Annotated in this window: 30 protein-coding genes, 1 tRNA gene and 1 riboswitch; of the genes, 24 read left to right on the top strand and 7 right to left on the bottom strand. The window is 39.9% G+C overall.

Going from position 1 to position 24,604, the window contains the following annotated elements; genetic code table 11:
- Positions 1-57 precede the first annotated feature (57 nt).
- Together WD019_RS12835 and WD019_RS12830 are read left to right on the top strand one after the other, a co-directional pair.
- Positions 58-771: a hypothetical protein gene (locus tag WD019_RS12835; RefSeq protein WP_425711746.1), complete on the top strand. Its 714-nt coding sequence runs from the start codon at positions 58-60 to the stop codon at positions 769-771.
- 62 nt (positions 772-833) lie between these two features.
- The gene (locus tag WD019_RS12830) at positions 834-1,457 is read left to right on the top strand and encodes a hypothetical protein (RefSeq protein WP_425711745.1); all 624 of its coding nucleotides are present in this window, start codon (positions 834-836) and stop codon (positions 1,455-1,457) included.
- A 24-nt stretch (positions 1,458-1,481) separates the two neighbouring features.
- On the opposite strand, the gene WD019_RS12825 is transcribed toward WD019_RS12830, so the two are convergent.
- On the bottom strand, positions 1,482-1,808 hold the full coding sequence (locus WD019_RS12825) for a helix-turn-helix domain-containing protein (RefSeq protein ID WP_026676698.1): 327 nt from the start codon (positions 1,806-1,808) through the stop codon (positions 1,482-1,484).
- 124 nt (positions 1,809-1,932) lie between these two features.
- The gene (locus WD019_RS12820; protein ID WP_154657900.1) at positions 1,933-2,055 is read right to left on the bottom strand and encodes an anti-repressor SinI family protein; all 123 of its coding nucleotides are present in this window, start codon (positions 2,053-2,055) and stop codon (positions 1,933-1,935) included.
- 24 nt (positions 2,056-2,079) lie between these two features.
- Positions 2,080-2,167: riboswitch (cyclic di-GMP riboswitch) on the bottom strand.
- A 204-nt stretch (positions 2,168-2,371) separates the two neighbouring features.
- On the opposite strand from WD019_RS12820, the gene kynB reads away from it, so the two are divergent.
- The 8 genes from kynB to WD019_RS12780 all read left to right on the top strand — a co-directional run bounded on the left by kynB (position 2,372) and on the right by WD019_RS12780 (position 10,639).
- Positions 2,372-3,022 (top strand): arylformamidase, encoded by a 651-nt coding sequence (gene kynB, locus WD019_RS12815; RefSeq protein WP_425711744.1) that lies wholly within the window; start codon positions 2,372-2,374, stop codon positions 3,020-3,022.
- Positions 3,023-3,026: 4 nt separating this feature from the next.
- Positions 3,027-4,160: a conserved virulence factor C family protein gene (locus WD019_RS12810; RefSeq protein ID WP_425711743.1), complete on the top strand. Its 1,134-nt coding sequence runs from the start codon at positions 3,027-3,029 to the stop codon at positions 4,158-4,160.
- A 405-nt stretch (positions 4,161-4,565) separates the two neighbouring features.
- Entirely contained in the window at positions 4,566-4,748 is a 183-nt protein-coding gene (locus WD019_RS12805) for a hypothetical protein (RefSeq protein ID WP_026676695.1), read from the top strand.
- Positions 4,749-4,860: 112 nt separating this feature from the next.
- Positions 4,861-5,118 carry a hypothetical protein gene (locus WD019_RS12800; RefSeq protein ID WP_026676694.1) on the top strand — a complete coding sequence of 86 codons (258 nt, stop codon included), beginning with the start codon at positions 4,861-4,863 and terminating at the stop codon, positions 5,116-5,118.
- Positions 5,119-5,208: 90 nt separating this feature from the next.
- Positions 5,209-6,591 (top strand): class II fumarate hydratase, encoded by a 1,383-nt coding sequence (locus WD019_RS12795; protein WP_425711742.1) that lies wholly within the window; start codon positions 5,209-5,211, stop codon positions 6,589-6,591.
- Positions 6,592-6,776: 185 nt separating this feature from the next.
- Positions 6,777-8,687, top strand: a complete 1,911-nt coding sequence (asnB, locus tag WD019_RS12790; protein ID WP_425711741.1) for an asparagine synthase (glutamine-hydrolyzing) — start codon at positions 6,777-6,779, stop codon at positions 8,685-8,687.
- 117 nt (positions 8,688-8,804) lie between these two features.
- Positions 8,805-9,203, top strand: coding sequence for a S1 domain-containing post-transcriptional regulator GSP13 (gene yugI, locus WD019_RS12785; RefSeq protein WP_425711740.1), 399 nt, complete (start codon positions 8,805-8,807; stop codon positions 9,201-9,203).
- A gap of 77 nt (positions 9,204-9,280) precedes the next feature.
- Complete coding sequence (locus tag WD019_RS12780) at positions 9,281-10,639, top strand: glucose-6-phosphate isomerase (RefSeq protein WP_026676690.1); 1,359 nt, start codon at positions 9,281-9,283, stop codon at positions 10,637-10,639.
- 58 nt (positions 10,640-10,697) lie between these two features.
- Here the strand turns inward: WD019_RS12780 and WD019_RS12775 are convergent, their stop codons facing one another.
- Together WD019_RS12775 and WD019_RS12770 are read right to left on the bottom strand one after the other, a co-directional pair.
- Positions 10,698-11,462: a potassium channel family protein gene (locus tag WD019_RS12775; protein ID WP_425711739.1), complete on the bottom strand. Its 765-nt coding sequence runs from the start codon at positions 11,460-11,462 to the stop codon at positions 10,698-10,700.
- 397 nt (positions 11,463-11,859) lie between these two features.
- Positions 11,860-11,991 carry a hypothetical protein gene (locus WD019_RS12770; protein ID WP_425711738.1) on the bottom strand — a complete coding sequence of 44 codons (132 nt, stop codon included), beginning with the start codon at positions 11,989-11,991 and terminating at the stop codon, positions 11,860-11,862.
- Between the two features lie 186 nt (positions 11,992-12,177).
- Here WD019_RS12770 and WD019_RS12765 point away from each other — a divergent pair, with 186 nt between their 5' ends.
- Positions 12,178-13,266: a CotH kinase family protein gene (locus tag WD019_RS12765; RefSeq protein ID WP_425711737.1), complete on the top strand. Its 1,089-nt coding sequence runs from the start codon at positions 12,178-12,180 to the stop codon at positions 13,264-13,266.
- Positions 13,267-13,288: 22 nt separating this feature from the next.
- On the opposite strand, the gene WD019_RS12760 is transcribed toward WD019_RS12765, so the two are convergent.
- Positions 13,289-13,459 (bottom strand): anti-sigma factor domain-containing protein, encoded by a 171-nt coding sequence (locus WD019_RS12760; protein ID WP_425711736.1) that lies wholly within the window; start codon positions 13,457-13,459, stop codon positions 13,289-13,291.
- 264 nt (positions 13,460-13,723) lie between these two features.
- On the opposite strand from WD019_RS12760, the gene WD019_RS12755 reads away from it, so the two are divergent.
- The 4 genes from WD019_RS12755 (at position 13,724) to WD019_RS12740 (ending at position 16,550) form a co-directional block, all read left to right on the top strand.
- A complete protein-coding gene (locus tag WD019_RS12755) occupies positions 13,724-14,230 on the top strand; it encodes a DUF3189 family protein (RefSeq protein ID WP_026676688.1) in 507 nt (168 codons plus the stop codon).
- A 133-nt stretch (positions 14,231-14,363) separates the two neighbouring features.
- Positions 14,364-14,780 carry a hypothetical protein gene (locus WD019_RS12750; RefSeq protein ID WP_211235549.1) on the top strand — a complete coding sequence of 139 codons (417 nt, stop codon included), beginning with the start codon at positions 14,364-14,366 and terminating at the stop codon, positions 14,778-14,780.
- Positions 14,781-14,890: 110 nt separating this feature from the next.
- Positions 14,891-15,670: a DeoR/GlpR family DNA-binding transcription regulator gene (locus tag WD019_RS12745; protein ID WP_425711735.1), complete on the top strand. Its 780-nt coding sequence runs from the start codon at positions 14,891-14,893 to the stop codon at positions 15,668-15,670.
- Positions 15,671-15,686: 16 nt separating this feature from the next.
- Positions 15,687-16,550, top strand: a complete 864-nt coding sequence (locus tag WD019_RS12740; RefSeq protein WP_425711734.1) for a Cof-type HAD-IIB family hydrolase — start codon at positions 15,687-15,689, stop codon at positions 16,548-16,550.
- A gap of 107 nt (positions 16,551-16,657) precedes the next feature.
- On the opposite strand, the gene WD019_RS12735 is transcribed toward WD019_RS12740, so the two are convergent.
- Positions 16,658-16,885, bottom strand: a complete 228-nt coding sequence (locus WD019_RS12735) for a CotD family spore coat protein (RefSeq protein ID WP_026676684.1) — start codon at positions 16,883-16,885, stop codon at positions 16,658-16,660.
- 604 nt (positions 16,886-17,489) lie between these two features.
- Between WD019_RS12735 and WD019_RS12730 the strand changes: the two genes are divergently transcribed.
- Entirely contained in the window at positions 17,490-17,648 is a 159-nt protein-coding gene (locus tag WD019_RS12730) for a DUF1540 domain-containing protein (protein WP_081412577.1), read from the top strand.
- 181 nt (positions 17,649-17,829) lie between these two features.
- Positions 17,830-18,306: a hypothetical protein gene (locus WD019_RS12725; protein WP_425711733.1), complete on the top strand. Its 477-nt coding sequence runs from the start codon at positions 17,830-17,832 to the stop codon at positions 18,304-18,306.
- A 184-nt stretch (positions 18,307-18,490) separates the two neighbouring features.
- Here the strand turns inward: WD019_RS12725 and WD019_RS12720 are convergent.
- Positions 18,491-18,566: transfer RNA gene (locus tag WD019_RS12720), tRNA-Ala, on the bottom strand.
- A 156-nt stretch (positions 18,567-18,722) separates the two neighbouring features.
- Between WD019_RS12720 and WD019_RS12715 the strand changes: the two genes are divergently transcribed.
- From WD019_RS12715 to nagE, 7 genes are all read left to right on the top strand, one after another.
- Positions 18,723-19,031, top strand: coding sequence for a hypothetical protein (locus WD019_RS12715; protein ID WP_026676682.1), 309 nt, complete (start codon positions 18,723-18,725; stop codon positions 19,029-19,031).
- A gap of 19 nt (positions 19,032-19,050) precedes the next feature.
- Complete coding sequence (locus tag WD019_RS12710; RefSeq protein ID WP_026676681.1) at positions 19,051-19,383, top strand: spore coat protein; 333 nt, start codon at positions 19,051-19,053, stop codon at positions 19,381-19,383.
- Positions 19,384-19,486: 103 nt separating this feature from the next.
- On the top strand, positions 19,487-20,674 hold the full coding sequence (nagA, locus tag WD019_RS12705; RefSeq protein WP_425711732.1) for an N-acetylglucosamine-6-phosphate deacetylase: 1,188 nt from the start codon (positions 19,487-19,489) through the stop codon (positions 20,672-20,674).
- Positions 20,671-21,423 (top strand): glucosamine-6-phosphate deaminase, encoded by a 753-nt coding sequence (gene nagB, locus WD019_RS12700; RefSeq protein ID WP_425711731.1) that lies wholly within the window; start codon positions 20,671-20,673, stop codon positions 21,421-21,423. Before nagA ends, nagB begins: the two co-directional genes overlap by 4 nt.
- Positions 21,420-22,145, top strand: a complete 726-nt coding sequence (locus tag WD019_RS12695; protein WP_026676678.1) for a GntR family transcriptional regulator — start codon at positions 21,420-21,422, stop codon at positions 22,143-22,145. The genes nagB and WD019_RS12695 overlap by 4 nt, the downstream gene beginning before the upstream one ends.
- Before the next feature lie 68 nt (positions 22,146-22,213).
- On the top strand, positions 22,214-23,122 hold the full coding sequence (murQ, locus tag WD019_RS12690; protein WP_026676677.1) for an N-acetylmuramic acid 6-phosphate etherase: 909 nt from the start codon (positions 22,214-22,216) through the stop codon (positions 23,120-23,122).
- 52 nt (positions 23,123-23,174) lie between these two features.
- Positions 23,175-24,566 (top strand): N-acetylglucosamine-specific PTS transporter subunit IIBC, encoded by a 1,392-nt coding sequence (nagE, locus tag WD019_RS12685; protein WP_425711730.1) that lies wholly within the window; start codon positions 23,175-23,177, stop codon positions 24,564-24,566.
- Positions 24,567-24,604 lie beyond the last annotated feature (38 nt).

Genomic DNA, 24,604 nt, shown 5'->3' with positions numbered 1-24,604 from the left:
ATTCGAGAAATCCGTTTTATTAAAAATGCCATTCATTAAAAAGGAGGATTTAAATCAATGAACAAGGCAAAAAAAGCACTATTAGGGACTACTTTAGCTGGTGTGTTAGTTGTATCGGCGGGTTTTGGTACATACTCATGGTTTACTTCGGAAACAAAAGCATCAGGTGAAATTACAAATGGAACATTATCGATCAATCATGGACAAGACATTACTGAAAAAGTCATTTCGGGAGAAAACTTCGCTCCCTCTCAATTAAAGTTTGGTGATTGGCTTACGATTGACAATACGGGCAGCCTGAATACGCACTTAAAAGTGACTTTAAATCAATCCCTGGATAAAAATGTTCCAATCGGCAAGTACAAAGTGGGTTACATTGCATTAAAATATAAGAAGAAACCAAATGGAGATACGTTTCAAGCTGCAAAACAAAAGCTTAAAAATCTATTTGAAGGAACGACGAATGAAGCGAAAAGTCTGGCGGCAAACGAACAAGGTGAGGAACTTGCGCCGGGTGTGTATGCTGTAACAGGTATAGTTAGTGGAAATGATGAGAGAGGATTGAGAGCAACGTCAAGCAAGGACTGGGTTCTTGGCGATGGTACAAACGGGAAATTCTGGAGAATAAAATCTGATGAGTATATAGATCTGACGTTTGGTTTCAAGCTTGATGAAAGTGCAGGAAATGATTATCAAGGTGCGAAATATACTGCAAACTTAAACGTACAGGCGAAACAAACAGACGGTGGATCACAGTATGAAAGCAAATAGACAGAAATGAAAAGGCAGCCGGGCTTCTTCGGCTGCCTTCATTCCATCAAGGGAGGATGCGCATGATAAAACGTGTGATTGCAATCGGCATTCCAGCTATGATATTTTGCCTGTCTATGATCGCAAATAAATCAAATACGTATGCCTGGTTCCATTCAGAAACGAAAGCGAGCGGCGAGCTGAGGAATGCGACAACCAATGACTTATTATTGATTGAGAAAGGCGACGTTTCATATAATAGAAGTTGTTCGATCAGGCAAAAATTATCAATTAAAAATATTTCTCATATGCCCATTCCGATAACATTTGAAAATCAACATAAAACATTAGCTCCTGGGGCCGCATTAAAAGCGAATATCGATCGAAAGGTTTCATGCAAAGCAGTTGAAGTTCGTTATAAATTAGTAGGTTTTAATCACTATATTGATGAAATGATCTATGTTCCGCTTGATAAGGAAAAACTTTTGGCGACCGTTGAAAAAAAGAAAGAAAAGATGATACCACAGTCCGGTAGGTTTCATAAGCAAGAGGATGTATTACAACCAGCTGACGAATCTGATAGTAAAGAACAAAAAAGTGTACCAAAAAAAGAGGATGCCTCGACTGGCTCTGATAAAAAGAAAGTTCTCGAAACAGAGCCAAAACAAAAAAGCTCAATTAAGCGTGGGAAAGAAGAGGATAAATAACTAAAGCCGATGTCGAACATCGGCTTAATTATGTTGATTTTTCCATTTATTGAACTCTAAAAATTCTTTAAATTGTTCTTTGCTTACTCCAGAGTTCATTGCTTCTTTTACAAGTTCGGCCCATTCAGCGTCAAGTTCGCTTGTGGTAATTGACTTTTTTTTATTGAGTAAATTTTCTACAGGTATTTCAAGTACCTTTGATAATTTTTCAAGCAATTGAACAGAAGGGTTGGTTTGAATGTTGCGCTCCAGGGAACTGAGGTATGATTTGGCGATACCTGCTTTATCTGCCAATGCTGAAAGGGAAAGGCCTTTTTCTTCGCGGTACTTTTTTACTAGCTCACCAATCATGACAATCCCTCTTTTTTACTAAAATTAATATAGTTATTATACAGGTATATCGGCAATGCTGTAAACAGAGAAATTCGGTTAAAAAGCGAACGTCACTAAGACGTCCGCTTTTGTAAGAAATGCTTTACCCTTCTATAGTAGGTTTGTTTAAGAATAAACGAATTTCCTCAATGCTTAAATTCATTTCTTTCGCTTTTAAAATTAAATCGATCCATTCTTGATCTAGTTCTTCTAAAACAGCTGTCATTCTTTCCCTCCTAAACATTTATTTCTAGGTAAACCAGCCGTCATAGATTATGTAATCTTTAGACCTGTGATTTTGCGCCCACGCTTTTCAGCCATGTTTGCCTTTTGCTAGAGGGTTGTCCATACGGGCAAGTTGTTATCATTGTCAATACAACTAAAAGTATACAATCACTTTACTGTATAAGTTGTCAAAATATGTTGCGGGATCATTCGAATTTTCCGTCAATATTCGTCATTTGATAGATTATTCTTTTTTGATTACTATGAAAATTAGAATGAATAAATAAGATACGTAAATTGCATATGGAGGGAATTGAATGAAGCTTTATGATATTTCTCAGCCACTCAGAAGCTCAACACCAGGTTGGCCCGGAGATACTCCTTATCAGTATGAATTAACATGGACGAAAGAACAGTCGGGATCTGTAAATGTAGGTAAAATTATGATGAGTACTCATTTAGGCACACACATTGATGCTCCGTTTCATTTTACGAATGAAGGAGAAAAGGTGATCGACCTTGATCCGGGTCTTTTTGTTGGAAAAGCACTCATTGTTGATATGACAGGAAAAGAAAGTATCGGTGCAAGCGATATGGAGAATATTGATCTTAATGGGATCCCGTGTCTCCTTTTTAAGACGGGTTCGTGGTGCGACCGGTCAACATTTCCTGAAGCAATAACTCCACTAAGGGCGGATCTTGCTCCTTATTTGGCGGAAAAAGGAGTCCGGTTGATTGGGGTTGACGTCCCGTCGGTAGATCCGCTCGACAGTAAGGAGCTCTCGGCCCATCATAGTTTGCATAAGAGTGGTATTTCTATTTTAGAAGGGATAATATTAGATCATATAGATGAAGGAGTGTATGAACTAATTGCCCTTCCTCTTCCGTTAGAAGGTGCGGATGGAAGCCCTGTTCGGGCGGTGCTGCGTTCTTTGGACACAAGTAACAACTATTTGAAAAAGGAGTGAAAGCATGAAAATTAAATCGATCGAACCAACCCCAAGTCCGAATTCGATGAAAATAAACCTTGATGAAACACTTCCTGGAACGGAAAGGTATAACTATACGAAAGAAACGATAGCAGATGCACCGGATTATATTAAACGGCTCTTTGAAATTGATGGTGTGAAAAGTATTTACCATGTGGCCGATTTCATTGCGTTAGACCGCCATCCAAAAGCAGATTGGGAAGAAGTGCTGGCCGGAGTCCGCAAGGTGTTTGGCGAAACTTCCTCCATTAAAATAGAAGATGAAACGAAGCAAGAGAAAAAAGAAGAGTATGAAGAAATAACGGTTTTCATTCAAAAATTCAGAGGCTTGCCAATGCAAATCAAGTTAACGACGGAACAAGAAGAAGTCCGCGTCGGTCTGCCGGAACGCTTTATGAAGGCAGCTCTTGAAGCACAGAAAGCGTCAACTAATCTCGTAATGGAGAGGAAATGGGAAGAACAAGGGGTCCGTTACGGAACAATGGAACAAATAGGGAGAGAAGTTGCGGATGAAATTTCTGCTGCTTATGACGAAAAACGCTTACAGAATTTAGTAGAGAAAGCATTTACCCTGCATGAAGGAGAAGCCGCTCCTAATGAAGAGGTCTCAACGAGTGAAGTAGCGGAAAAAATGCAGAATGAAGATTGGCAAACACGATATGCCGCTCTTGAGAGAATGAACCCGACGGTTGATGACATTATGGTTTTAAAACAGGCATTAAAAGATCCGAAACCATCGATTCGAAGATTGGCTGTTGTTTATCTTGGAATGATTGAAGATGAGGCAGTACTTCCGTTGCTTTATGTCGCTTTAAAAGATAAAAACGTTGCTGTACGAAGAACAGCCGGCGACTGTTTATCGGATATCGGGAATCCAAAAGCCATCCCCGCTATGTGCGAGGCGCTCGAAGATAAAAATAAACTTGTCCGTTGGCGTGCAGCCCGCTTCTTATTTGAAGTTGGAGATGAAACGGCAGTGCCCGCATTAGAGCAGGCTAAAGACGATCCGGAATTCGAGGTTCGCCTTCAAGTAAGAATTGCCCTCGAACGAATTCAAAGCGGTGAAGAAGCGGCAGGCTCCGTTTGGCAGCAAATGACAAAGCATCGTAAGCAATAGCACCCACTGAGCTGAGCTCGCGAAGCGAAAATGACTAGGCATCGTAAGCAGTAGCATCTACTGAGCCGAATGAGTGAGGCGAAAATGACAAAGCATCGTAAGCAATAGCACCCACTGAGCTAGTGAAGTGAAATGACAAAGTATTGTAAAAAATTAACGTAACCAATAATCCCACTATAGCCGGGCTTGAGAAAACGAAAATGACAGGGATCGCAAGAAGGTACAGCCAGAAAGACGGGCATTGTCGGGAAAAACATCAACACATAAGGAGAAGAGCCATTAGATCATCCATTCTAATGGCTCTTTTGCTTGAAAATCCGCTTTTGCCTCTATTCCGCATTTCCCCATCATTACATATTTTAATATGGAGAAAGCATGTTTAGTGTAAGAAGGAGGTTGCAGAAAATGGCCTATGGTGGATTTGGCTATGGCGGTTATGGCGGCTATGGCGGCTATGGATATGGTTACGGCTATGGCGGTGGAGGCAGCTGGTGGACCTGGGCGTTTGCATGGGCTGGATGGGCAATTGCCGTCATCTTATTTATTATTCTCGTCGTCTGTGGATTCTGGTGGTGGACGACAAGATAAAGCGAAGGGCTTGAGTTGGCACCTCAAGCTCTTTCCTATGAATACTTGCGTTACCTGTATGGAATACTAAAGAAAAAAATGGAATTCTAAAGAAAAAATTGGAGAGAAAGCAATGCACAATCGTCATACTGTACTTTATATATGTGAGGAGTATATAAGTGGCAATTGTTATTATTATAAAACCGAACTTATTACACATGACTCATGGAGAAAACCCGAATCAATTGCCTGGTCAACACCGCGGCCAATTTCAAAAGCTACGTTTTTAAAACAGAAAAAGGCCGGGTTTCGAACGGAACACCGATTTGTAAACAAGCCTCCTGCGACCGTCATTTCCATACATAAAAGGCATGCAAGATCCCCGGAATAAAGCGGGGATATTTTTTTGGATGATAATTTTTAAAAATAGGGAATAAGAAAAATGGAGAAGACATTAAAAATGAAAAGAGGAGAGTAGCATATGTCCGAATATCGAATAGCAAAAGACACCCTTGGTGAAGTAAAAGTTCCAGCAAATGCATATTACGGGGCACAAACACAGAGAGCCGTTGAAAATTTCCAAATCAGTTCACTCCACCTACCAGGTTCGTTTATTCGCGCTCAAGCAATTATTAAAGCAAGTGCAGCTGTCGCCAACAGAGATTGCGGAGTTCTGGATAAACAAAAGGCGGACGCGATTATTCAAGCGGCTGAAGAAATCATAGATGGAAAGCTTCATGACCAATTTGTCGTAGATGCGTACCAGGCAGGAGCAGGGACTTCGCAAAATATGAATGCGAACGAAGTCATTGCAAGCCGGGCTGTAGAGCTATTAGGAGGAGAAAAGGGAGATTGGAGCATCATTCATCCGAATGACCATGTCAATATGGCCCAATCGACGAATGATACGATCCATGTCGCAATGAACATAGCCATAGCCGAAGAGCTCCATCGCACCCTTTATCCTTCTATCGAAAAAACAATAGATGCATTAAAAGAGAAGGAAAAACAGTTTCATCGAATCATTAAATCCGGGAGAACCCACTTGCAAGATGCCGTTCCGATGCGTCTAGGAAGTGTGTTTGGCGGATATGCCGGGACGCTTTCACAAGTCTTGACATCATTGAAGCAAGCAGAAAGTTTTGTATATGAAATTGGACTGGGTGGCAATGCGGTTGGAACGGGGATTAATGCCCATCCCGATTATGCACGGCGCGCCATTAATGAAATTGCTAGAAGAACAGGATTGCCATTTACGCCGCCTTCTAACCGTTTTACATTTATGCAAAATACAGGAGCCGCCATTCAAATAAGCAGCCATTTAAAAGAGCTTGCGATTCATCTCATCAAAATCTCCAGTGACTTGCGCTTATTAAGTTCCGGACCGCGAACAGGCATTGCTGAATTAACGCTTCCAGCCGTTCAACCAGGGTCGTCCATTATGCCTGGAAAAGTGAATCCGGTTATTTTAGAAAACGTGTATATGATCTCAGCCCAGGTCATTGGAAACGATGCGTGCGTGGCGACAGCTGGAATCGGCAGCCAGCTTGAAATTAATGTCATGATGCCAGTAATTGCATTTAACGTTCTTTCATCAATTACGATCTTATCGAATGGAATGAATGGCTTTACTGAACGATGTTTAAAAGGTCTTAAAGCGAATGAAGAACGAATTAAAGGGCTTTTGGAACAAAACAGTGCGATCGCAACTGCCCTTAACCCATATATCGGTTATGAAAAAGCGGCAGAAGTAGCGAAAGAAAGCTTCAGAGAAGGAAAGACTGTCAAGGAAGTAGCAATCGAAAAAGGCTATGTGACAAAAGAGGAAGCGGAAAAAGCGTTAAAACCGGAAAATTTAGTTTAGACCATTTAACCACACTTTTACTGCAAAAATACAAGTCGTAATGTTTTTTATATAATTATAGTGAAAATAGTAGTTAACACTCTCAACACACGTTATAATGAAATATGTTGATTTTGACTTTAATGATTAGGACATAAAGGAAATAGATTGACACGATTGAAAAGGTAAATAGGAGGCAGTAAATTATGTGTGGTTTTATCGGTTATATGCTGGATAAGCCAGAGACAATCGAACAACCGGAAACAGACCAATTAAAGAACATGACCAATATTATTACACACCGTGGTCCTGATGATTCCGGTCATTTTGTAGATCAGCATGTCCGTTTCGGATTTCGTCGTTTAAGCATTATTGACTTAGAAAGCGGAAAGCAACCGTTGTCTTATGAAGATGATCGCTATTGGATTATTTTTAATGGTGAAATATATAACTATATCGAATTGCGCCAGGAATTAGAGGCAAAAGGGTATACCTTTAAAACGTCTTCTGACACTGAAGTCATTCTTGCCCTTTACGCAGACAAAAGAGAAGCGGCGGTTAAAGAGCTCCGCGGAATGTTTGGCTTCCTCATTTGGGACAAAGAAAAACAAGAATTATTTGGGGCGCGCGACCCATTTGGAATAAAACCATTCTTTTATTTAGAAAAAGATGGAATTCTTTATTGTGCATCTGAGAAGAAAAGTATTGTGCTTGCGACTGAAGATCAAAAGGTGGATGTTGAAAGCCTTCACCATTATTTAACCTATCAGTTTGTTCCAGAACCGATGACGATGACGAAACATATTAAAAAATTGGAGCCGGGACACTATTTTACAAAAAAAGTCGGCGGTGCGATGCAAATAAGAACGTACTGGGAACCGACTTTTTATCCGAAAATTGTTCCATTAAACGACGCAATTGAAGACATTCGCAACGTAATGCGCGATTCCGTTAAAATGCATATGCGATCTGATGTGCCGGTTGGCGCGTTTTTGTCGGGCGGGATTGACTCAAGTGCCATCGTGGCTTTAGCGAGCGAATTACATCCGGCATTAAAAACGTTTACGGTCGGATTTGAGCGAGAAGGATTCAGTGAAATAGATGTGGCTGTACAAACAGCGGCAGAACTCAATGTGGAGAACATTCATTATATTGTAAAGCCAGAAGAATACATTAAGGAATTGCCGAAGATTGTCTGGCATTTGGACGACCCTGTTGCCGACCCGGCGCTTGTGCCATTGTATTTTGTTGCCCGTGAAGCAAGCAAACACGTTACCGTTGTCTTATCAGGTGAAGGTTCGGATGAATTGTTTGGAGGATATAATATTTATAACGAACCACATTCCCTTCGTTATTTTAAAAACATGCCTGATGGATTGAAAAAGGGACTGGCATCTCTTGCTAAAATTATGCCTGAGGGAATGAAAGGGAAAAGTTTCTTTGAACGTGGTGCAATGAGCATTGAAGAACGTTACATTGGTAATGCCAAAATGTTTAGCGAAGAAGAGAAGAGCACGCTTCTAAAGAACTATAATAAAGCATTTAATTACCAGAACGTTACACGCCCGCTTTATGAAAAGGCGAAAATTCTTCACGATGTTCATAAAATGCAATATGTTGATATACACACGTGGATGCGCGGCGACATACTTGTCAAAGCCGATAAGATGACGATGGCTCATTCACTTGAGCTTCGCGTACCGTTCCTCGATAAAGAAGTGTTTAAGGTCGCGTCGCAGCTTCATCCTGATATTACTGTGACAAATGGAACAACGAAGTATGCGCTTCGGGAAGCGATGAAGGGCATCGTTCCTGACTCCGTGCTTTATCGCAGAAAACTTGGTTTCCCTGTTCCGATTCGCCATTGGTTAAAAAATGAAATTTATGACTGGGCTGTAAATCTCATTAAGTCAAGTGAAACAGATCGTTATCTTGATAAAAATATCATTCTTGGTTTACTAGACGACCATTGCAGAGGAAAAGGGGACTACAGCCGGAAAATTTGGACCGTATTAATCTTCATGTTATGGCACCAAATTAATATTGAAAAGGTATATTCATTTGGTGAGGAATGGTTAAGCAAAGATCAAGAGAAAACAATGGCTACAAACGTATAATGTTAGAAGATCTGTGTATATTTCTCTAAATGGGAAAAACACTCCATTTGTCTCATTTTGTTTTCTCAAGTGTTTATGTTATAATTAATAAGTTAAAAAATAGTTAGGAGTGTTTTCATGAATTTTGAAGTAGGCAGTATTGTAGAAGGTAAAGTAACAGGTATCAAACCGTTTGGTGCATTTGTTGCTTTAAATGACGAAATCCAGGGGCTGGTTCATATTTCTGAGATTTCACATGGCTATGTGAAAGATATTAACGATGTTCTTAAGGTAGGGGATACGGTTAAAGTAAAAGTTTTATCGATTGACGAAGAGGGCAAAAAGATTTCTCTTTCCATTCGCCAAACACAAGAAGCTCCGGCTCCAGGACCTAAAAAAGAACGTCGCCCGGCTAAAAAAGCAGCTGCGGCAAACGATAGTTCAAAAGGCTTTAATACATTAGAAGCCAAATTAAAGGAATGGTTGAAAGAATCAACAGACCGTCAAGCTCAATTAAATAAACGCTTAAAGAAATAAGCGAATCTAGCTCGAAGGTTCTTCACGATGTGAAGAACCTTCTTGCGAAAAAAATACATATTGGAGGTCATGCATACATGTCGAATAAACTGCGATTTGACTACAGTAATGCACTTTCTTTTATGAGCGAGCATGAGGTGTTTTATTTATCTGATGCAGTTCAAGCAGCACATGCTAGCTTGCATCAAAAAACGGGTGCGGGAAATGATTTTTTAGGATGGATCGACCTTCCTGCGAACTATGATAAGCGCGAATTTTCACGCATTCAAAAATGCGCTGAAAAAATTAAATCCGATTCTGATGTGCTCATTGTAATTGGTATTGGAGGCTCTTATTTAGGTGCGAGAGCGGCGATTGAAGCGTTGAACCATTCCTTCTACAATATGCTTGAAAATCGCCAAACACCACAAATCATTTTTGCTGGCCAAAATATCTCATCTACATACGTGAAAGATTTATTCGATCTTTTAGACGGAAAAGATGTCTCCCTTAACGTCATTTCAAAATCAGGGACAACGACAGAGCCAGCGGTTGCTTTCCGTATTTTTAAAACGTTTATGGAGGAAAAGTACGGAAAAGAAGAGGCGAAAAAGCGAATTTTTGCTACGACGGACAAGGCTAAAGGCGCATTAAAAACACTGGCTGATGAAGAAGGATATGAGACGTTTGTCATTCCAGATGATGTCGGGGGACGCTATTCTGTTCTCACTGCAGTTGGCCTGTTGCCTATTGCCGTCAGTGGGGTAAATATAGAAGAAATGATGCAAGGAGCAGCCGATGCTAGCAGGGACTACAACAATGAAGCCCTTTCAGAAAATGAAGCTTACCAATATGCGGCCGTTCGAAATGTCCTTTATAACAAGGGAAAAACGATCGAATTGATGGTCAACTACGAACCTGGTTTGCATTATGTCTCGGAATGGTGGAAGCAATTATTTGGTGAAAGCGAAGGGAAAGATCATAAAGGAATTTTCCCGGCGTCCGTTGATTTTTCAACAGACCTTCACTCAATGGGCCAATATGTTCAAGAAGGACGACGTGACCTTTTTGAAACCGTACTTAATGTAGAAAAAGCTCGAAGAGAAATAACAATTGAAGAAGATCCGCAAAATCTCGATAAATTAAATTTTCTTGCGGGCAAAACGATGGATTTTGTCAATAAAAAGGCATTTGAAGGAACGCTTCTTGCCCATACGGATGGCGGTGTTCCGAATTTAGTCGTCACATTGCCGGAAATGACAGCTTACCATTTTGGCTATATGGTTTATTTCTTTGAAAAAGCTTGCGCGATCAGCGGCTATCTTTTAGGGGTAAACCCATTTGACCAACCGGGTGTGGAAGCGTATAAGAAAAATATGTTTGCCCTTTTAGGCAAACCCGGTTTTGAAAAAGAAAAAGAAGAGCTGGAAAAACGATTAAAAAGAAGCCCGAAGTGATTGCACTTCGGGCTTTTTGAATTGTCTTCGCCAATTCGGATCGTCCTTAACGGCCAATTTAAATGTGTCCTTTAAGGATGTCGACCATTGTCTTGCTCGCAAGACGGGTTGTCTCGATCATTTTGTCAACACCGGCGCGAATGCAATTGATTTTTTGTTCTTCGGTTAAAATTTCAGCGACCGCATAAATGTTAGGATTTAATCCTTTGGCAATAAGAATGCTTAACACTGTATGCATATCTGCATCGGCTTCTTTTAAATTTTCATCTGCAGTAATTAAAATCATTTTTGCGTGTTTTACATTCGCCTTCTCCAGAACGGAATCATGTGTGGCATTGCCTTTTATAAAATGTATCTTTCGATCGGGTAATGGGTTTTCATTTAATGAGAAATCAACTAAAACAATTGGAAGAGAAGGCTGTTCATTTACGAGTTTCATAATAGTTGTTTTGGAACGTTCATTATAGCCGACAACAATTAAATGGTCTTTCTTTGTAAACATCACTTTTCCTTCCTTCCATTCATTTTGTTTTTTAAACGTAACGGAAGCAACATGACCGAAAAAAAAGACGATAAAAGCCCCGCCTGATAATACAAGCAAAATCGCCATCCATCGCCCAATGGTTGTCGTTGGTGCGTAATCGCCATAACCAACTGTTGCTGCTGTAATTACCGCCCAATAGATTCCTTCAAAAATGCTTGGGAACGTCTTTGGTTCAATAAAATGAATAATAATCCCGAAACTGATCATAAATAAAACGATAATAATCAGGATCCGAATCATCAATGGAAGCTTTAAATAAAAAAATAAATAATGCCTCAAGTCTTAGACCGCCTTTTCAAATAACACATTACTTACAGTATGCTCATAACGGCAAAGAAAGAAACTTCATTCGCTATTAAAAAACAAGAAATTCGGTAAGGAAGAAGTTCCTTACCGAATTTTATTTAAAAAAATTTACGATGTTGTTTTCGACAAGTGCATTTAAAAACGTTAGAAGAACGGCGCTTATTACAAGTAGTAAACAATCTTCTATCAAATGTGCCTCTTACTCTACTTGTTCTTCTAAAGTTAGAAGTACGTTTAAAGCAGCTTGTTCTTTTAAAGTTAGAAGTACGTCTCACCCGGCTTGTTCTTCTACCTCTGGAAGTCTGTCTAACATTGGACGTTCTTCTAAATCCTGAAGTTGTCCTGCGGCTGCGTCTCTTGCACCAGCATACTAATGTAGACGATGATGTACGTCTTCTTCTAGAGCTTCTCCTAGAGCTTCTCCTAGAACTTCTCCGACAGCTTGAACGGGAAGTTCTTCTTCGGCTCCTGCTAGTACGGCTTTCTCTTTCACAAGGATCATTGAAAAAATGACTCACAGAATATCCTCCTCAAACATAATCTGGAAAAGAGAATCCTTTGGTGTCCCCTTTTCTCAATCTATCATACGCACCCGTTTTGCAAACGGACTGGACAAATAAACATTCATTGAAAAATAGACGAATGAAGTGACGGAAATGGAACTAAAGTTTCAAAAGGAAGGATGTTCATGACAGAAAAAAAATTGCCGGTATATGAAGTGTCTGTTCCTGTTAAAGGAGCAAAAATAATTAAATCAGGAAAATGGGCAATAGACCCTATTCAAGGAAATATAAAAGTAAATGGAAACTCGGTTGAAACACTCATTATGACAAGAGGAGCACATATCTTTTCATTTCCAAAAAAGTCTTATGACCTCCTATTTACTAAAAATCAACCATTCTTTGGAGAAAGGGCAATTCATCTTAACGCTGAATACAATGATCCATCCTTTATGAGGAATAAGCTGTCATTTGATTTTTTTGAAAGAATCGGCGCGATAGCGCCATCCTCACAGCATGTGCTGCTTTATATCAATGGGTTTTTTCAAGGGATTTATTTGCATTTAGATTCAGTAGATAAACGGTTTTTAGAAAAAAGAGGACTTCCAGACGGCGGGATTTTTTATGCGGTAGATGAAAACGCCAACTTTTCATTGTATAGCCCGTCTACGAAAAAGGTAAAAGAATCGTTATTATGGGGTTATGAGCAAAAGTATGGGACGGAAGAAGATGTTGAAGCGTTAAAGGGACTGATGGAAATGATTGTGAATGCTTCTGAAGAAGAGTTCCCCGCGAAAGTTAAAGAGTGGTTCAATGTGGATAATTACTTGCGTTGGCTTGCGGGTGTTGTTTGTACACAAAATTTCGATGGATTCATTCATAATTATGCATTATATCGAAACAGAGAAAACGGACTGTTCCATATTCTTCCGTGGGACTATGACGCGACATGGGGAAGAGATGTACATGGAGATATAATGGAATATGATTATGTACCGATAAAAGGGTACAATACAATGACGTCAAGATTATTGTATGTGAAAGAATTCAGGAAACAATATCAGACAATTATGGAAGAGGTGTTGGAGGAACATTTTACTGTTGATGCGATGCGGCCTTTCATTTCTGAATTGTATGAATCGTTAAGGGATCATGTAATCAAAGACCCGTTTAAACACCGCGACCTTGATTGGTTTGACGAAGAACCAGAATTTATTGAGGATTTTATTACAATGAGAAATCAATATTTAAAGGACGAACTGAAGGAACTAAACTAAAACCAGGGTGTACTCCCTGGTTTTAGTTTAGGACCATTTCAATTAAACGTGAACGAACTTTTTGGATTGGAATGATAATAGAAGTTCCAACCGTGTATGATCTTTTTTTCTTCTTAAGTTTACGAAATTCGCCGCCTTCTGCCAAAACAATGAGATGCCGTTTCCCCACTTCGATAATTATACCTTTTTTCACAGTTGTTGCCTCCAATTCAGGCAAATAGCCCTAAGATGTTAGGAATCTTCAATGACAACAAGAGCGGTTGTTATGATATATGTCGAATACTTTGACTGGAATTGTTGCTAAAATGAATGACTCTCTATTAAAGTATTCGGCCATTTGTTTGGCGTTTAGGGGTTCATAAAATAACTTTTGAATGCAACAACTCAAGATGTATGTACGATGAATGTATGGAAATAATGGAGATAATAATGAATGACTAAAATAAGGATGAGAGATATGATCTACATCTATAACTGTTATGGCGGTACCCATTCTTCCGTACTTGCTGCAGCCTATCATTTAAATAAATTGCCGATACATCGTGTCCCTACAAAAGAAGAAATATTATCGCTAGATCGTTTTAATCAACTAACTTATTCAGATATGGGTAAAGTTCTTTTTCACGGTGAGGATGAAGAAGGGAATGAAGTGTATACGGTCGGCCGCGGATCTTCAAATGTTGTCATTCCCGCAATGCGAAATATTGATCTGTTGTTGCAAGAAAGGTATGAAATTGATGAACGGACCGTTTTTTCCAATACTTCTCCAACAGTGCCGATTGCAATGACATTTGGTGGTTTTTTCTCAAGAGCGTTAAAAGTTGATACAATTGGTGTTCCCTTACTCGTAAAAGGTGCTAAACAATCACATCGAAACATTATCAGGCTTGTCGAGCATACGAAAAAAATGGCAAAATCAACAAGGGCAAAAGTCCTGGTTTTGGATAATAAAGAATTTCATTGATCCACCTAAAAAAACATTGCTTAAAATTCAAAAAATAGTGCTTAAGGCTCGGATTATTGAAGGATTTTACCGGTTTATATGGAAGTAGTATTCAATTAAAGTTTCTAAAAGCTCATGGAGGGGGCTGATGGGAATGATGGATACTGCGAAAAAAGTGGTTGTCTTTTTACATGAATATAAAAAAGAAAAAAGAATAAGAAAGATAGTGGCCTGGAGAGAGGGGGGCTTCATGATTCTCCTCTTATGTTTATTGCTTTTTTCAATTGAACAATGGATATGGGGCTATTATGTCGTTAAATCCACAAAATCGTCAGAGCACCGTTTAGAAAGAAATTTCAATGAGATGACAGGGCAAGATTGGATGAACCTTGCGAAAAGCGAAAAGTTCAACCTAATAAAATCCAGGCTAAAAAAAGACCATCGTTCTGCAAGTCAATCATCGATCCAAAAAGCTATTCAGGAATTAGATATCTTTGTTAAAAATAAACAATACGGGTCCGAAAATATTGCAGCCGCAGTCGCATTGAAAGTGGAACAGCTTAAGGAATAAAGATGGAGTATGTTACTCCATTTTTCTTTTGCTTAAAAATAATTAATTTCACTTAAAATATTGCATAATAACTTAATTTGACTTATAATTTTTAACAAGGAGTGGAAACGATGTATCAAGATGAACGGATGACAGTCATTTTAAAGTATTTAAGCAATCATGACCGGATAGATATTGAAACGATTTGTGAAATGAACAATGTTTCAAGAGATACTGCAAGAAGGGACCTTGTGAAGCTGGAAGAGCTGGGAAAGATCGTTCGTACACGTGGCGGGGCAAAACTTCCTTCATTTACATATGAAGTGCATAACTATGAGCAGCGTTTGAAAAAAGCTTCGCATATAAAAAGCCAAATTGGCAAATTTGCGGCTACGCTCATTCGAGATGGAGACCATATTATTTTAGATGCATCGACAACCGTTCAATTTGTTGCTGAAAACCTGGCAAGTAGAAACAATACGGTCGTTACCAATTCTATTGATATTGCAAGTATTTTAAGTCAAAAAGAAGATACCACCATCCATTTATTGGGCGGTTCGTTAAACAATAAACACCGGTCGATATACGGCAGTCGAACAATTGAACAAGTTTCGGATTATAAAGTGAATAAACTCTTTCTTGGAGCATGCGGGATTTCAGCCGAAGGTCTGTCTGTTCCGGTTGAAGAAGAAGGTTATCTCATGCGGGAAATGATCAAGCGGTCGGACAAAGTCATTGTTCTTACGGATTCGACGAAATTTAATAAAACTTTTTTTCAAAAAGTGTGTGACTTAGATGCCATCGATATTGTCGTAACCGATGAGAAAATTGATCAAAATATGAAAGAAATAGTTGAAAACTACTCGATTGAATTGATGATCGTTCCGGGTTCAAAATCTGAAGAGAGCTAACACCATGGAGGAGAAAATGAAAGTAATTGCAATAGACTTAGACGGGACGCTTTTATCAAAAGAAGGCGTCATTAGCGGTGAAAATAAAAAAGCAATTAAGGAAGCGCAAAGAAAAGGCCATGTCGTATCCATATGCACAGGACGGGATATCGATGATGTCCGCAGGCTGCTACAGATGGCGGATCTCGATTGTCCAATCATCGCGGGCAACGGTGCGATTGTGTCAGTGGATGGAGCGATTGTCAACAGTACTCCGCTCATTCATGGCGAGGCGTTGGAAATATTACACCAGCTTGAGAAACAAGAAATTTTCTATCATGTTTATACGAACGAAGGCATATTCGCTCCGAAAAATGGAGAAAAAAGCGTTGCCGTTGAGTTAGACATCTTTAAAAGCGCTAATCCGGAAGCGGATGAGGAGGAATTGAAAAATGTTGCAAAAATGTATCTTCATCAATTTGGATTGAATACTATTGACAGTGCTGCAGCTTTAAAGAGCGAATCATTGGAGTTTTTTAAAATATTACCGTTCTCTTATCAAACGAAAAAGATGGAGGATTTGCGTAAATCGCTATTGAAAAATCCAAATTTAGCGGTCACCTCATCGGCTGATCATAATCTGGAGATCAACCATATTGATGCGACAAAAGGAAACGGCTTAGCTCAACTGGCCAACCATTTTAATATTCCGATGAAGGACACAGTCGCTATCGGCGATAATTTAAATGATGTATCGATGCTGAAAACAGCCGGCTTAGCCATTGCAATGGGCAATGCGCTCGATGAAATAAAAGAGCTTGCCCACCAAACGACGTTAACGAATGATGAAGATGGCGTAGCCTTCGCCCTTAGAAAATATGTCATAACCGAAAATGAATAAATGCTTACAACACCTTTGCCGGCGTAACCTTTTTGGGCGTAACGGCATGGTTTTCTTAATAAATAAAGAGAACTTTCGCCATTAAGCGAAAGTTCTTTTATTTCTTTTTAATAATATCCGTACCCTCCACAACCGATTGGATGTCCGCAATAAAGGTCTTCTTCACAGACGGACATCGTTTGCGACTGAGTTACCGGGAAAACGTGCTTATGCTGGCATAAAAGGTGGTTCTGATGCTGAATATGAATTGGATGAACATGAACTACTTCTTCCGCATAAAAATGAGGCTGGATACAACATTGAGTCGGGTGAACAATAACATTACATGGGTACATTGCATGACCTCCTATATTTGAAATCCGTTTTCTTTAACAATGTATGTCCTGTCATAAATGATCGACACGGGGGTATTCGTGGATTTTTTGTATGTTTACCCGAGTATGTCTAAAAAGAAAAAGCACTCTTTTGACAAGAGTGCTTTTCAATACGATTAATAATCAGTGAAGTAGTAATCTCCTCTGATATCATTGTCGTTATAGTCATTATCCATATAGAAATCGTCATCCATTGCACCTGCTGTTCTTCCACAGCTCTGGTATGCAGGTCTTTGCCCAGTAGGTCTTTGCACACCCTGGCATCTTAAACAATCGCGCATGCATTGTTCTCTGTTAGAAGAAAACTGGTTACAGAAATTTCGGCAAAAACAACGGCAGCTTGCATTTCTTGATTGTGCGCCTCGCGTAGCCTGCGGTCTCATTCCATTATCATTGCACATACACATGTTTAAATCCCCCCTTTCTTGTACTATAGTATTCAGGGGTAGCGTACTAGAAACGGACGAGTATCTAAAATCTATGAAAAAGGCAAAATTACTAGAATTTTCTAAGAGTATTTTTAAAAATACACTGTCAAAACTAGAGAAGAAGGGAGGTGTGGAATATGGCAAAAGATGTACTTTGTGAAGTGAACAATTGCTCATATTGGGGAGAAGGTAATTTATGTAATGCTGACCGGATTTACGTTGTAAGCCACCAGGGAAAACAGGCTTCGAAAACGGAAGAAACTGACTGTAAAACATTTAAACCATCTGAACAGTAAAATAACATTGCCGGCATCTTAGGAGAAGCCGGCTTTATTATTGTTTTCATCATTACTTTGCGTCTGTTTCCCATTCTAGACATCGTTTTAAACCAATTATTAGTCAGTATAGATGATACCTGAGAGCACATTCTAAAAAAGTGTTCATTACACACACTTTTTAAAATGGGGAGGCAACACTATGGATAAACGAACAGAAAAACGCATTGAATCGATCGCGAAAAAATCTGCTGATACTGAAATCGCTCAAGAACTTAATGCTTTTAAAACACAACTTAACCAATTGCAAAATTCCATTTCCCAATTACAACAACCACAACAAGCGCAACAAATGAGCCAAACGAATGCACAGCAAGGGCAAGCAGGCGGGCAAGCCGGACAACAAGGCCAAAATCAGTTGATGCAACAAATTCAACAATTCAGCAATCAGGCTCTCCAACAGTTGCAGCAAACGGATCAGCAATTGCAGCAAAGTATTCAGCAAGCCATTCAAACACTGAACCAAAGCTTGCAATATGTTCAATCCAATCAGGCTTTAAATCAGGTGAACCAGGCCATTATGCAAGCGCAACAACAAATGAACCAACAGGGTGGCCAGCAGGGGAATCAGCAAGGCCAGGCGCAAAACGCAGGACAACAAGCTCAACAATTATCGTAACTTGATTAGTTATTTTCTCCTCTTGTTCGGTTTGTTTACGTTTATTATAAGTAGTATTAGCCTTTTTACGCAGGGGATTCGAAAGTGGTTTAAGCCTAAGGCACATTCATCGAGATGAATGTGCCGTTATGTCGTAAAATAAAATCCCTCCTGCCATTTTGCAAGAGGGATTGAAAACTATGTATGGTGGAATCTAGGGGGATCGAACCCCTGACCTCATCGCTGCCAGCGATGCGCTCTCCCAGCTGAGCTAAGACCCCGGGACAAATTAAATTTTATATTATTTTTTGGGGGCTGTCAACACCCAATTTAAAAAGATGGGCTATATTGCATAATCTCCGTTAAAAGGAGGCAATCTATTATAAGATTTAGCGGCTTATTTTTTTATTGGCCGCAAAACTTAAGGAGGCTATGGTATGCAACAACAGCAACAACCGAATCAAATGCAAAATCAACAACAGCCAACGTATCAACAACCACCAAATGTCATAACGGGAAAAGATTATAACTACTTAAAAGATATGCTTTCCTGGAATTTGCTTGGCTTTAAAAAAGCGCATTTTGCGGCAAGCCAATGCCAGGATCCAGAAATTAAAGCGGCGATTGAAAAGGCCTGTCATATGCACGAAAGCCATTACCAAAGAATATTAAAACATTTAAATCCAACCGCCAATCAAGCATATCAGACCAATCAACCAAATCAAATGAACCAAATGAATCAGTAGGGAGTTGTGTGAAATGAACATGAATCCAAATAAAATCCAAAATCCGAAAACGCAAACACCGAACACACCGCAAATGAACGACCGCGATTTTATAAATGATATTCTGGCCTATGAAAAGTATATGGTTTCGTCTTATGGTATAGCCGGAAATGAGGCAAGCCATCAAGCGCTATTCCAGGAGATTCAATCGCTATGCACCGAAGCTCACCAAATGCAACGTTCACTTTTTGACATGATGTTTAAAAAAGGATGGTATGCGCTGGAAGCAGAAGACCCGCAAAAAATTCAACAAGCTGAGCAGCAATTTACAAAATATACAGCACAGTTTCCGCACACCCCGCCAATGCAATAATTTTTTTAAAAGCCGGATCTTTATATCCGGCTTTTTTAAGTTATCTATACTGGTATAGACAACTAGATTAAAAAGATGTATTCTTTAATAGAGGTGAACCGAGATGAAATCTATACTCCTTTTAAATGGACGGATTTACGCGGAAAACGATGTTTTTGTAAACGGCTATCTTATTATTAATGAAGAAAAAATTATAGAAATAGGTAAAAAACCAGAACGCTTGAATGTAGCTGAGTATGATGTGATCCAGCTTCCAGAAGATTCGATCGTTATTCCAGGAATGATTGATATGCATATTCACGGAGCGGCGGGAGCAGATACGATGGACGCTACAACGGATGCGCTGCAAACGATGGCAAAAGTGTTACCTCAAGAAGGAACGACAAGCTTTCTTGCGACTACGATGACACAAGAAAAAGGTGAAATCGAAAAAGCGCTTCAGAATGCTGCCAAGTATATTAACGAGCATACTGCTCCTGGCGAAGCAGAAGTGATCGGGATTCATTTAGAAGGCCCATTTCTATCGCCAAAACGAGCAGGGGCCCAACCGCCGGGCCAAATCATTCATCCGGATGTTGAGCTGTTTAAAAAATGGCAGTCTTTATCGGACAATCATATTAAGCTTGTGACACTCGCTCCCGAAGAAGAAGGTGGACTTGAATTGACTTCTTATTTAAAGGAAACGGGCGTTATTGCTTCTATCGGACATTCTGATGCCACATATGAAGAAGTCGTTCAAGGAATCGAAGCGGGGATTACTCATGCGACTCATTTATATAACGGAATGAGGGGAGTTCATCATCGTGAACCCGGCGTGCTTGGCGGGGTGCTCATGCATGATGAGATCACTTCTGAAATCATTGCCGATGGTATTCATTCCCGCCCTGAAATGGTGAAATTCGCCTATCGAAATAAAGGTAGTGAAAAAATGGTACTAATTACCGATGCGATGAGGGCGAAATGCATGGGCAACGGTTCATTTACATTAGGCGGACAGGATGTGACTGTTCAAGGGAATGAGGCAAGATTAGCTGATGGCACCCTTGCAGGCAGTATTTTAAAAATGAAAGATGCTGCAAAAAATATGATGGAATTTACCGGTTGCGATATTCGGGATGTCATTCAAATGACATCTGTCAATCCCGCGAAAGAGTTAGGTATATATGACCGAAAAGGAAGTCTCTTATCAGGCAAAGATGCGGATATCGTCGTTCTTAATCAAGAGATGGACGTCCTTTATACGTTTTGCCGCGGCAAATTAGTGACTGACAAAAGGAGCTGTAAGCAATGAAAGTTATTGAAGTGAAAAATTATGATGAAATGAGTAAAGCGGGTGCAAAGCTGATCATTGCAAAAATTCGTTCAGCTGAACACGTGACGCTTGGCTTAGCGACCGGCAGTACACCGATTGGGACATATAAAGAACTTATTTTGGATTTTAAAGAAAACGGTACGTCGTATCAACATGTGTCAACCATTAATTTAGACGAATATGTAGGGTTAAGCCGATCTGATGCAACAAGTTATAATCAGTATATGTATGAACAGCTTTTTAAACATATTGATATTCCTCTTAAGCAAACACATTTGCCAAATGGCGCTGCAAATAACCTTGAAGAGGAATGTAGACGCTATGATGAAATTATCGAACAGATGGGCGGCATTGATCTGCAGTTGCTCGGCATTGGACGAAACGGTCATATTGGTTTCAATGAACCAGGAACACCTTTTAGCACAAAAACACATATTGTTGATTTAACGCAATCAACCTTACAGGCAAATGCGCAATATTTTTCTGATCCATCGAAACAGCCTAAGAAAGCGATAACGATGGGCATCGCCTCTATTTTAAAAAGCAAGGAAATAGTATTGCTTGCTTCGGGTGAAAGTAAAGCCCGGGCAATCTATAATTTGCTTTATGGCGAAGTGACGGAAGAAATGCCTGCTTCCAGTTTGAAAAATCATCCAAACGTAACCGTAATCGCAGATAGCGAGGCGCTTCGTCTTGTAAAACAAGAAGAAATGGGACAAAAAATATGATTAACAAACATTCTCCTGTGCCAATTTATTATCAAATTGAACAATCTATCAAAAACTTGATTGATAAAGGGGACTTGAAGCCAGGTGATATGATTCCTTCCGAAAGGGAGTATGCCGAAAACTATCAAATCAGCCGGATGACAGTAAGGCAGGCTATCAATAATCTTGTGAATGATGGGTATTTGATTCGGCAAAAAGGAAAAGGAACGTTTGTCGCAAGTCAAAAAATTGAACAAAAATTGCTCGGATTAACGAGCTTTACGGAAGATATGAAGGCGCGTGGCCACGTGCCTTCAACCCTATTGCTTGATTTTAAAAAGATTGATGCGACAAATGAACTTGCCGTTAATTTAAATGTCCAAATGGGGGATGCTCTTTATGAAATTAAACGGATTCGTTTGGCGGATGGATTTCCTATGGCTTTAGAAACCAACTATATGCCCGTCCAACTTGTTCATCATTTAACGGAAGAAGTTGCGAAAGGCTCTATTTATCAATTTGTCGAGCAACGTCTTGGGCTTGAAATCGATTATGCGACACAGGAGCTTGAATCATCTGTCGCAAGAGAAACGGAGAGCGAACTATTGAATATAGCAAAAGGAGCACCGGTTCTCCATATTAAGCGCCGCACGTTTTTGAAAAATGGATGCCCGTTAGAATTTGTTCATTCCATTTATCGTGGAGACCGTTACAAATTTGTCATTGACATGCATCGTTCTTAAAGAAAATCGATATCTTTAAGACGAATTGAAAGCGTTTTATGACAAATGATAAAAAGAGAGGATAGACAATGGACATAACAAAACTTTCAACGGAAAAAAGGAATAGGAATACATTCGATATTGATGAGCTTTCGATGCTTGAAGTCGTCAGGAAAATTAATGAGGAAGATCGAAAAGTTCCTGAAGCTATCGGCAAAGTTTTACCTGACATAGCAGCCGTCGTTGAGCGCGTCATTCATGCTTTTAAACATGGCGGGCGGCTCATTTATATCGGTGCGGGCACGAGCGGACGCCTTGGCGTATTGGATGCATCAGAATGTCCTCCAACTTACGGCATACCGCCTGAAATGATCATCGGCATTTTAGCTGGCGGGAATAAAGCGATCCAAACCGCGTTTGAAGATGTTGAAGACGATTTAGGGTTAGGGCGAAAGGATTTAGAACATATACAGTTAACCAATAAAGACATTGTCATTGCTATTACGGCAAGCGGGAGAACCCCATATGCTATTGGGGCGATCCAATATGCCAATGCAATCGGTGCAACAACTGTTGCACTTGTCTGCACTTCCGATTCCGAGTTAGAACGAATCGCAAAATATACAATTGCCTGTTTGGTCGGTCCGGAAGTCATCACTGGTTCAACGCGAATGAAAGCGGGAACGGCACAAAAGCTCGTCCTAAATATGATCAGTACGGCTTCGATGATTGGAATGGGAAAAGTGTACAGCAATTTGATGGTCGACGTCATTCCTTCCAATGAAAAATTGGTTGAACGCGCGGTCAATATCGTGATGGAAGCAACCGGTGCAACAAGAGAAGAAGCAAAAAAAGCATTACACGAACAACAAGGGCATGCCAAATCTGCTATATTGCAGCTTTTGACAGATGTCTCATCTGAAGAAGCAAAACGTTTGCTAAGAGCGCATGATGGCAGGTTAAAGCAAGCTATTGATTCGATAAAAAATAAGAAATAAATGAATTCATCTAAGCACAATAACATACTTCATAGAAAAAGGGTGAATCAATATGTTAGGTTTTTTACAACGGATTGGTAAAGCGTTAATGTTGCCGATTGCTGTCCTTCCTGCTGCAGCATTATTAAATCGGCTGGGGGCGGAAGATGTTTTTAACATCCCGTTCATCCATGCGGCAGGAGCAGCTGTTTTTGATAATCTTGCATTAATTTTTGCGATTGGTGTTGCCATAGGGCTCTCTAAAGATAATAATGGTGCAGCCGGTCTTGCAGGAGCTATCGGTTACCTTGTTTTAACAAATGCCACTTCGGCAATCGACAAGCATATTAATATGTCAGTGCTTGGCGGAATCATTGTCGGTGTTGTAGCGGGACTGCTTTACAACCGTTTCCATAATATTAAGCTGCCGGAATGGCTCGGTTTCTTCGCGGGAAAACGGTTTGTCCCGATTGTTACGTCCGGGGCCATGATCGTTTTAGCTGTCATTTTCGGTTTCATCTGGCCGCCTATTCAAGATGGAATAAACCAACTCGGGAAATGGATCATTGATTTAGGGGCTGTAGGTACAGGACTCTTCGGGTTATTTAACCGTTTGTTAATTCCTTTTGGTTTGCACCATGTATTAAATAGTTTTGTCTGGTTTGTCTTTGGCGACTATCATGGAGCAACAGGTGATTTAAATCGGTTCTTTAAAGGTGATCCATCTGCCGGATTCTTTATGGCTGGTTTCTTCCCGGTTATGATGTTTGGTCTTCCGGCCGCGTGTTTAGCCATGATCGCTGCAGCGAAAAAACATCGTCGGAAAGCGATTGCCGGAATGTTGATTGGACTGGCCTTTACTTCATTTTTAACAGGGATAACAGAACCGATTGAATTTTCATTTATGTTTTTGTCCCCTTTACTTTACGGTATTCATGCCGTTTTAACAGGGCTTTCCATGGCTGTTGCAACAATGTTAAATATCCATCAGGGCTTTGGATTTTCGGCCGGCGCAATTGACTTTTTCTTAAATATTGGGAAATCCAATACACAGCATCCATGGCTTTTATTGGGTATCGGGATTATTTATGCGGTTATTTATTTTGTTGTCTTTTACTTCTTAATTACAAAACTGGATTTAAAGACACCGGGACGGGAAGATGAGGATGAAAAAATAACGGAAGATGTGGACAATCAAGAAGAAGGAACGACTACATCAAGCGATAAATATGCCCGTCTTGCTGACAATTATTTAACCGGCCTTGGTGGAAAAGAGAATATAACGAATCTTGATAACTGTGTCACACGTTTGCGTTTAAAAGTAGTCGATATGTCTAAAATCGATGAACCTGCATTAAAACGGGCGGGTGCAAAAGGGGTTATTAAGTTAAACCAGACCGATTTGCAAGTCGTTGTCGGTACGGACGTTGAAGCAGTTGCAGAAGCAATGAGAGAAAAAATGTAAATGAAAAACCCATCTTTTTCAAAAAGATGGGTTTTGTT

Origin of the sequence: Fictibacillus sp. Mic-4 (assembly GCF_049843615.1) — a bacterium.
GTDB classification, from domain to species: domain Bacteria; phylum Bacillota; class Bacilli; order Bacillales; family Fictibacillaceae; genus Fictibacillus_A; species Fictibacillus_A gelatini.
The sequence above is the reverse complement of the archived record's forward strand: the minus strand, read 5'-3'. Positions and strand labels throughout refer to the sequence as shown.

Excerpts from the sequence above, each read along its gene's own strand:
- WD019_RS12820 (WP_154657900.1), bottom strand. The coding sequence starts at position 2,055 with ATGACAGCTGTTTTAGAAGAACTAGATCAAGAATGGATCGATTTAATT.
- WD019_RS12710 (WP_026676681.1), top strand. The coding sequence starts at position 19,051 with ATGAATCCAAATAAAATCCAAAATCCGAAAACGCAAACACCGAACACA.
- nagA (WP_425711732.1), top strand. The coding sequence starts at position 19,487 with ATGAAATCTATACTCCTTTTAAATGGACGGATTTACGCGGAAAACGAT.
- WD019_RS12745 (WP_425711735.1), top strand. The coding sequence starts at position 14,891 with ATGTATCAAGATGAACGGATGACAGTCATTTTAAAGTATTTAAGCAAT.
- WD019_RS12725 (WP_425711733.1), top strand. The coding sequence starts at position 17,830 with ATGGATAAACGAACAGAAAAACGCATTGAATCGATCGCGAAAAAATCT.
- WD019_RS12750 (WP_211235549.1), top strand. The coding sequence starts at position 14,364 with ATGATGGATACTGCGAAAAAAGTGGTTGTCTTTTTACATGAATATAAA.
- WD019_RS12825 (WP_026676698.1), bottom strand. The coding sequence starts at position 1,808 with ATGATTGGTGAGCTAGTAAAAAAGTACCGCGAAGAAAAAGGCCTTTCC.
- WD019_RS12730 (WP_081412577.1), top strand. The coding sequence starts at position 17,490 with ATGGCAAAAGATGTACTTTGTGAAGTGAACAATTGCTCATATTGGGGA.
- WD019_RS12805 (WP_026676695.1), top strand. The coding sequence starts at position 4,566 with ATGGCCTATGGTGGATTTGGCTATGGCGGTTATGGCGGCTATGGCGGC.
- WD019_RS12810 (WP_425711743.1), top strand. The coding sequence starts at position 3,027 with ATGAAAATTAAATCGATCGAACCAACCCCAAGTCCGAATTCGATGAAA.
- WD019_RS12765 (WP_425711737.1), top strand. The coding sequence starts at position 12,178 with ATGACAGAAAAAAAATTGCCGGTATATGAAGTGTCTGTTCCTGTTAAA.
- WD019_RS12715 (WP_026676682.1), top strand. The coding sequence starts at position 18,723 with ATGCAACAACAGCAACAACCGAATCAAATGCAAAATCAACAACAGCCA.
- WD019_RS12735 (WP_026676684.1), bottom strand. The coding sequence starts at position 16,885 with ATGTACCCATGTAATGTTATTGTTCACCCGACTCAATGTTGTATCCAG.
- nagB (WP_425711731.1), top strand. The coding sequence starts at position 20,671 with ATGAAAGTTATTGAAGTGAAAAATTATGATGAAATGAGTAAAGCGGGT.
- WD019_RS12695 (WP_026676678.1), top strand. The coding sequence starts at position 21,420 with ATGATTAACAAACATTCTCCTGTGCCAATTTATTATCAAATTGAACAA.
- WD019_RS12780 (WP_026676690.1), top strand. The coding sequence starts at position 9,281 with ATGTCGAATAAACTGCGATTTGACTACAGTAATGCACTTTCTTTTATG.
- asnB (WP_425711741.1), top strand. The coding sequence starts at position 6,777 with ATGTGTGGTTTTATCGGTTATATGCTGGATAAGCCAGAGACAATCGAA.
- murQ (WP_026676677.1), top strand. The coding sequence starts at position 22,214 with ATGGACATAACAAAACTTTCAACGGAAAAAAGGAATAGGAATACATTC.
- nagE (WP_425711730.1), top strand. The coding sequence starts at position 23,175 with ATGTTAGGTTTTTTACAACGGATTGGTAAAGCGTTAATGTTGCCGATT.
- WD019_RS12795 (WP_425711742.1), top strand. The coding sequence starts at position 5,209 with ATGTCCGAATATCGAATAGCAAAAGACACCCTTGGTGAAGTAAAAGTT.
- WD019_RS12830 (WP_425711745.1), top strand. The coding sequence starts at position 834 with ATGATAAAACGTGTGATTGCAATCGGCATTCCAGCTATGATATTTTGC.
- WD019_RS12770 (WP_425711738.1), bottom strand. The coding sequence starts at position 11,991 with ATGATCCTTGTGAAAGAGAAAGCCGTACTAGCAGGAGCCGAAGAAGAA.
- WD019_RS12800 (WP_026676694.1), top strand. The coding sequence starts at position 4,861 with ATGCACAATCGTCATACTGTACTTTATATATGTGAGGAGTATATAAGT.
- yugI (WP_425711740.1), top strand. The coding sequence starts at position 8,805 with ATGAATTTTGAAGTAGGCAGTATTGTAGAAGGTAAAGTAACAGGTATC.
- WD019_RS12740 (WP_425711734.1), top strand. The coding sequence starts at position 15,687 with ATGAAAGTAATTGCAATAGACTTAGACGGGACGCTTTTATCAAAAGAA.
- WD019_RS12755 (WP_026676688.1), top strand. The coding sequence starts at position 13,724 with ATGATCTACATCTATAACTGTTATGGCGGTACCCATTCTTCCGTACTT.
- WD019_RS12835 (WP_425711746.1), top strand. The coding sequence starts at position 58 with ATGAACAAGGCAAAAAAAGCACTATTAGGGACTACTTTAGCTGGTGTG.
- kynB (WP_425711744.1), top strand. The coding sequence starts at position 2,372 with ATGAAGCTTTATGATATTTCTCAGCCACTCAGAAGCTCAACACCAGGT.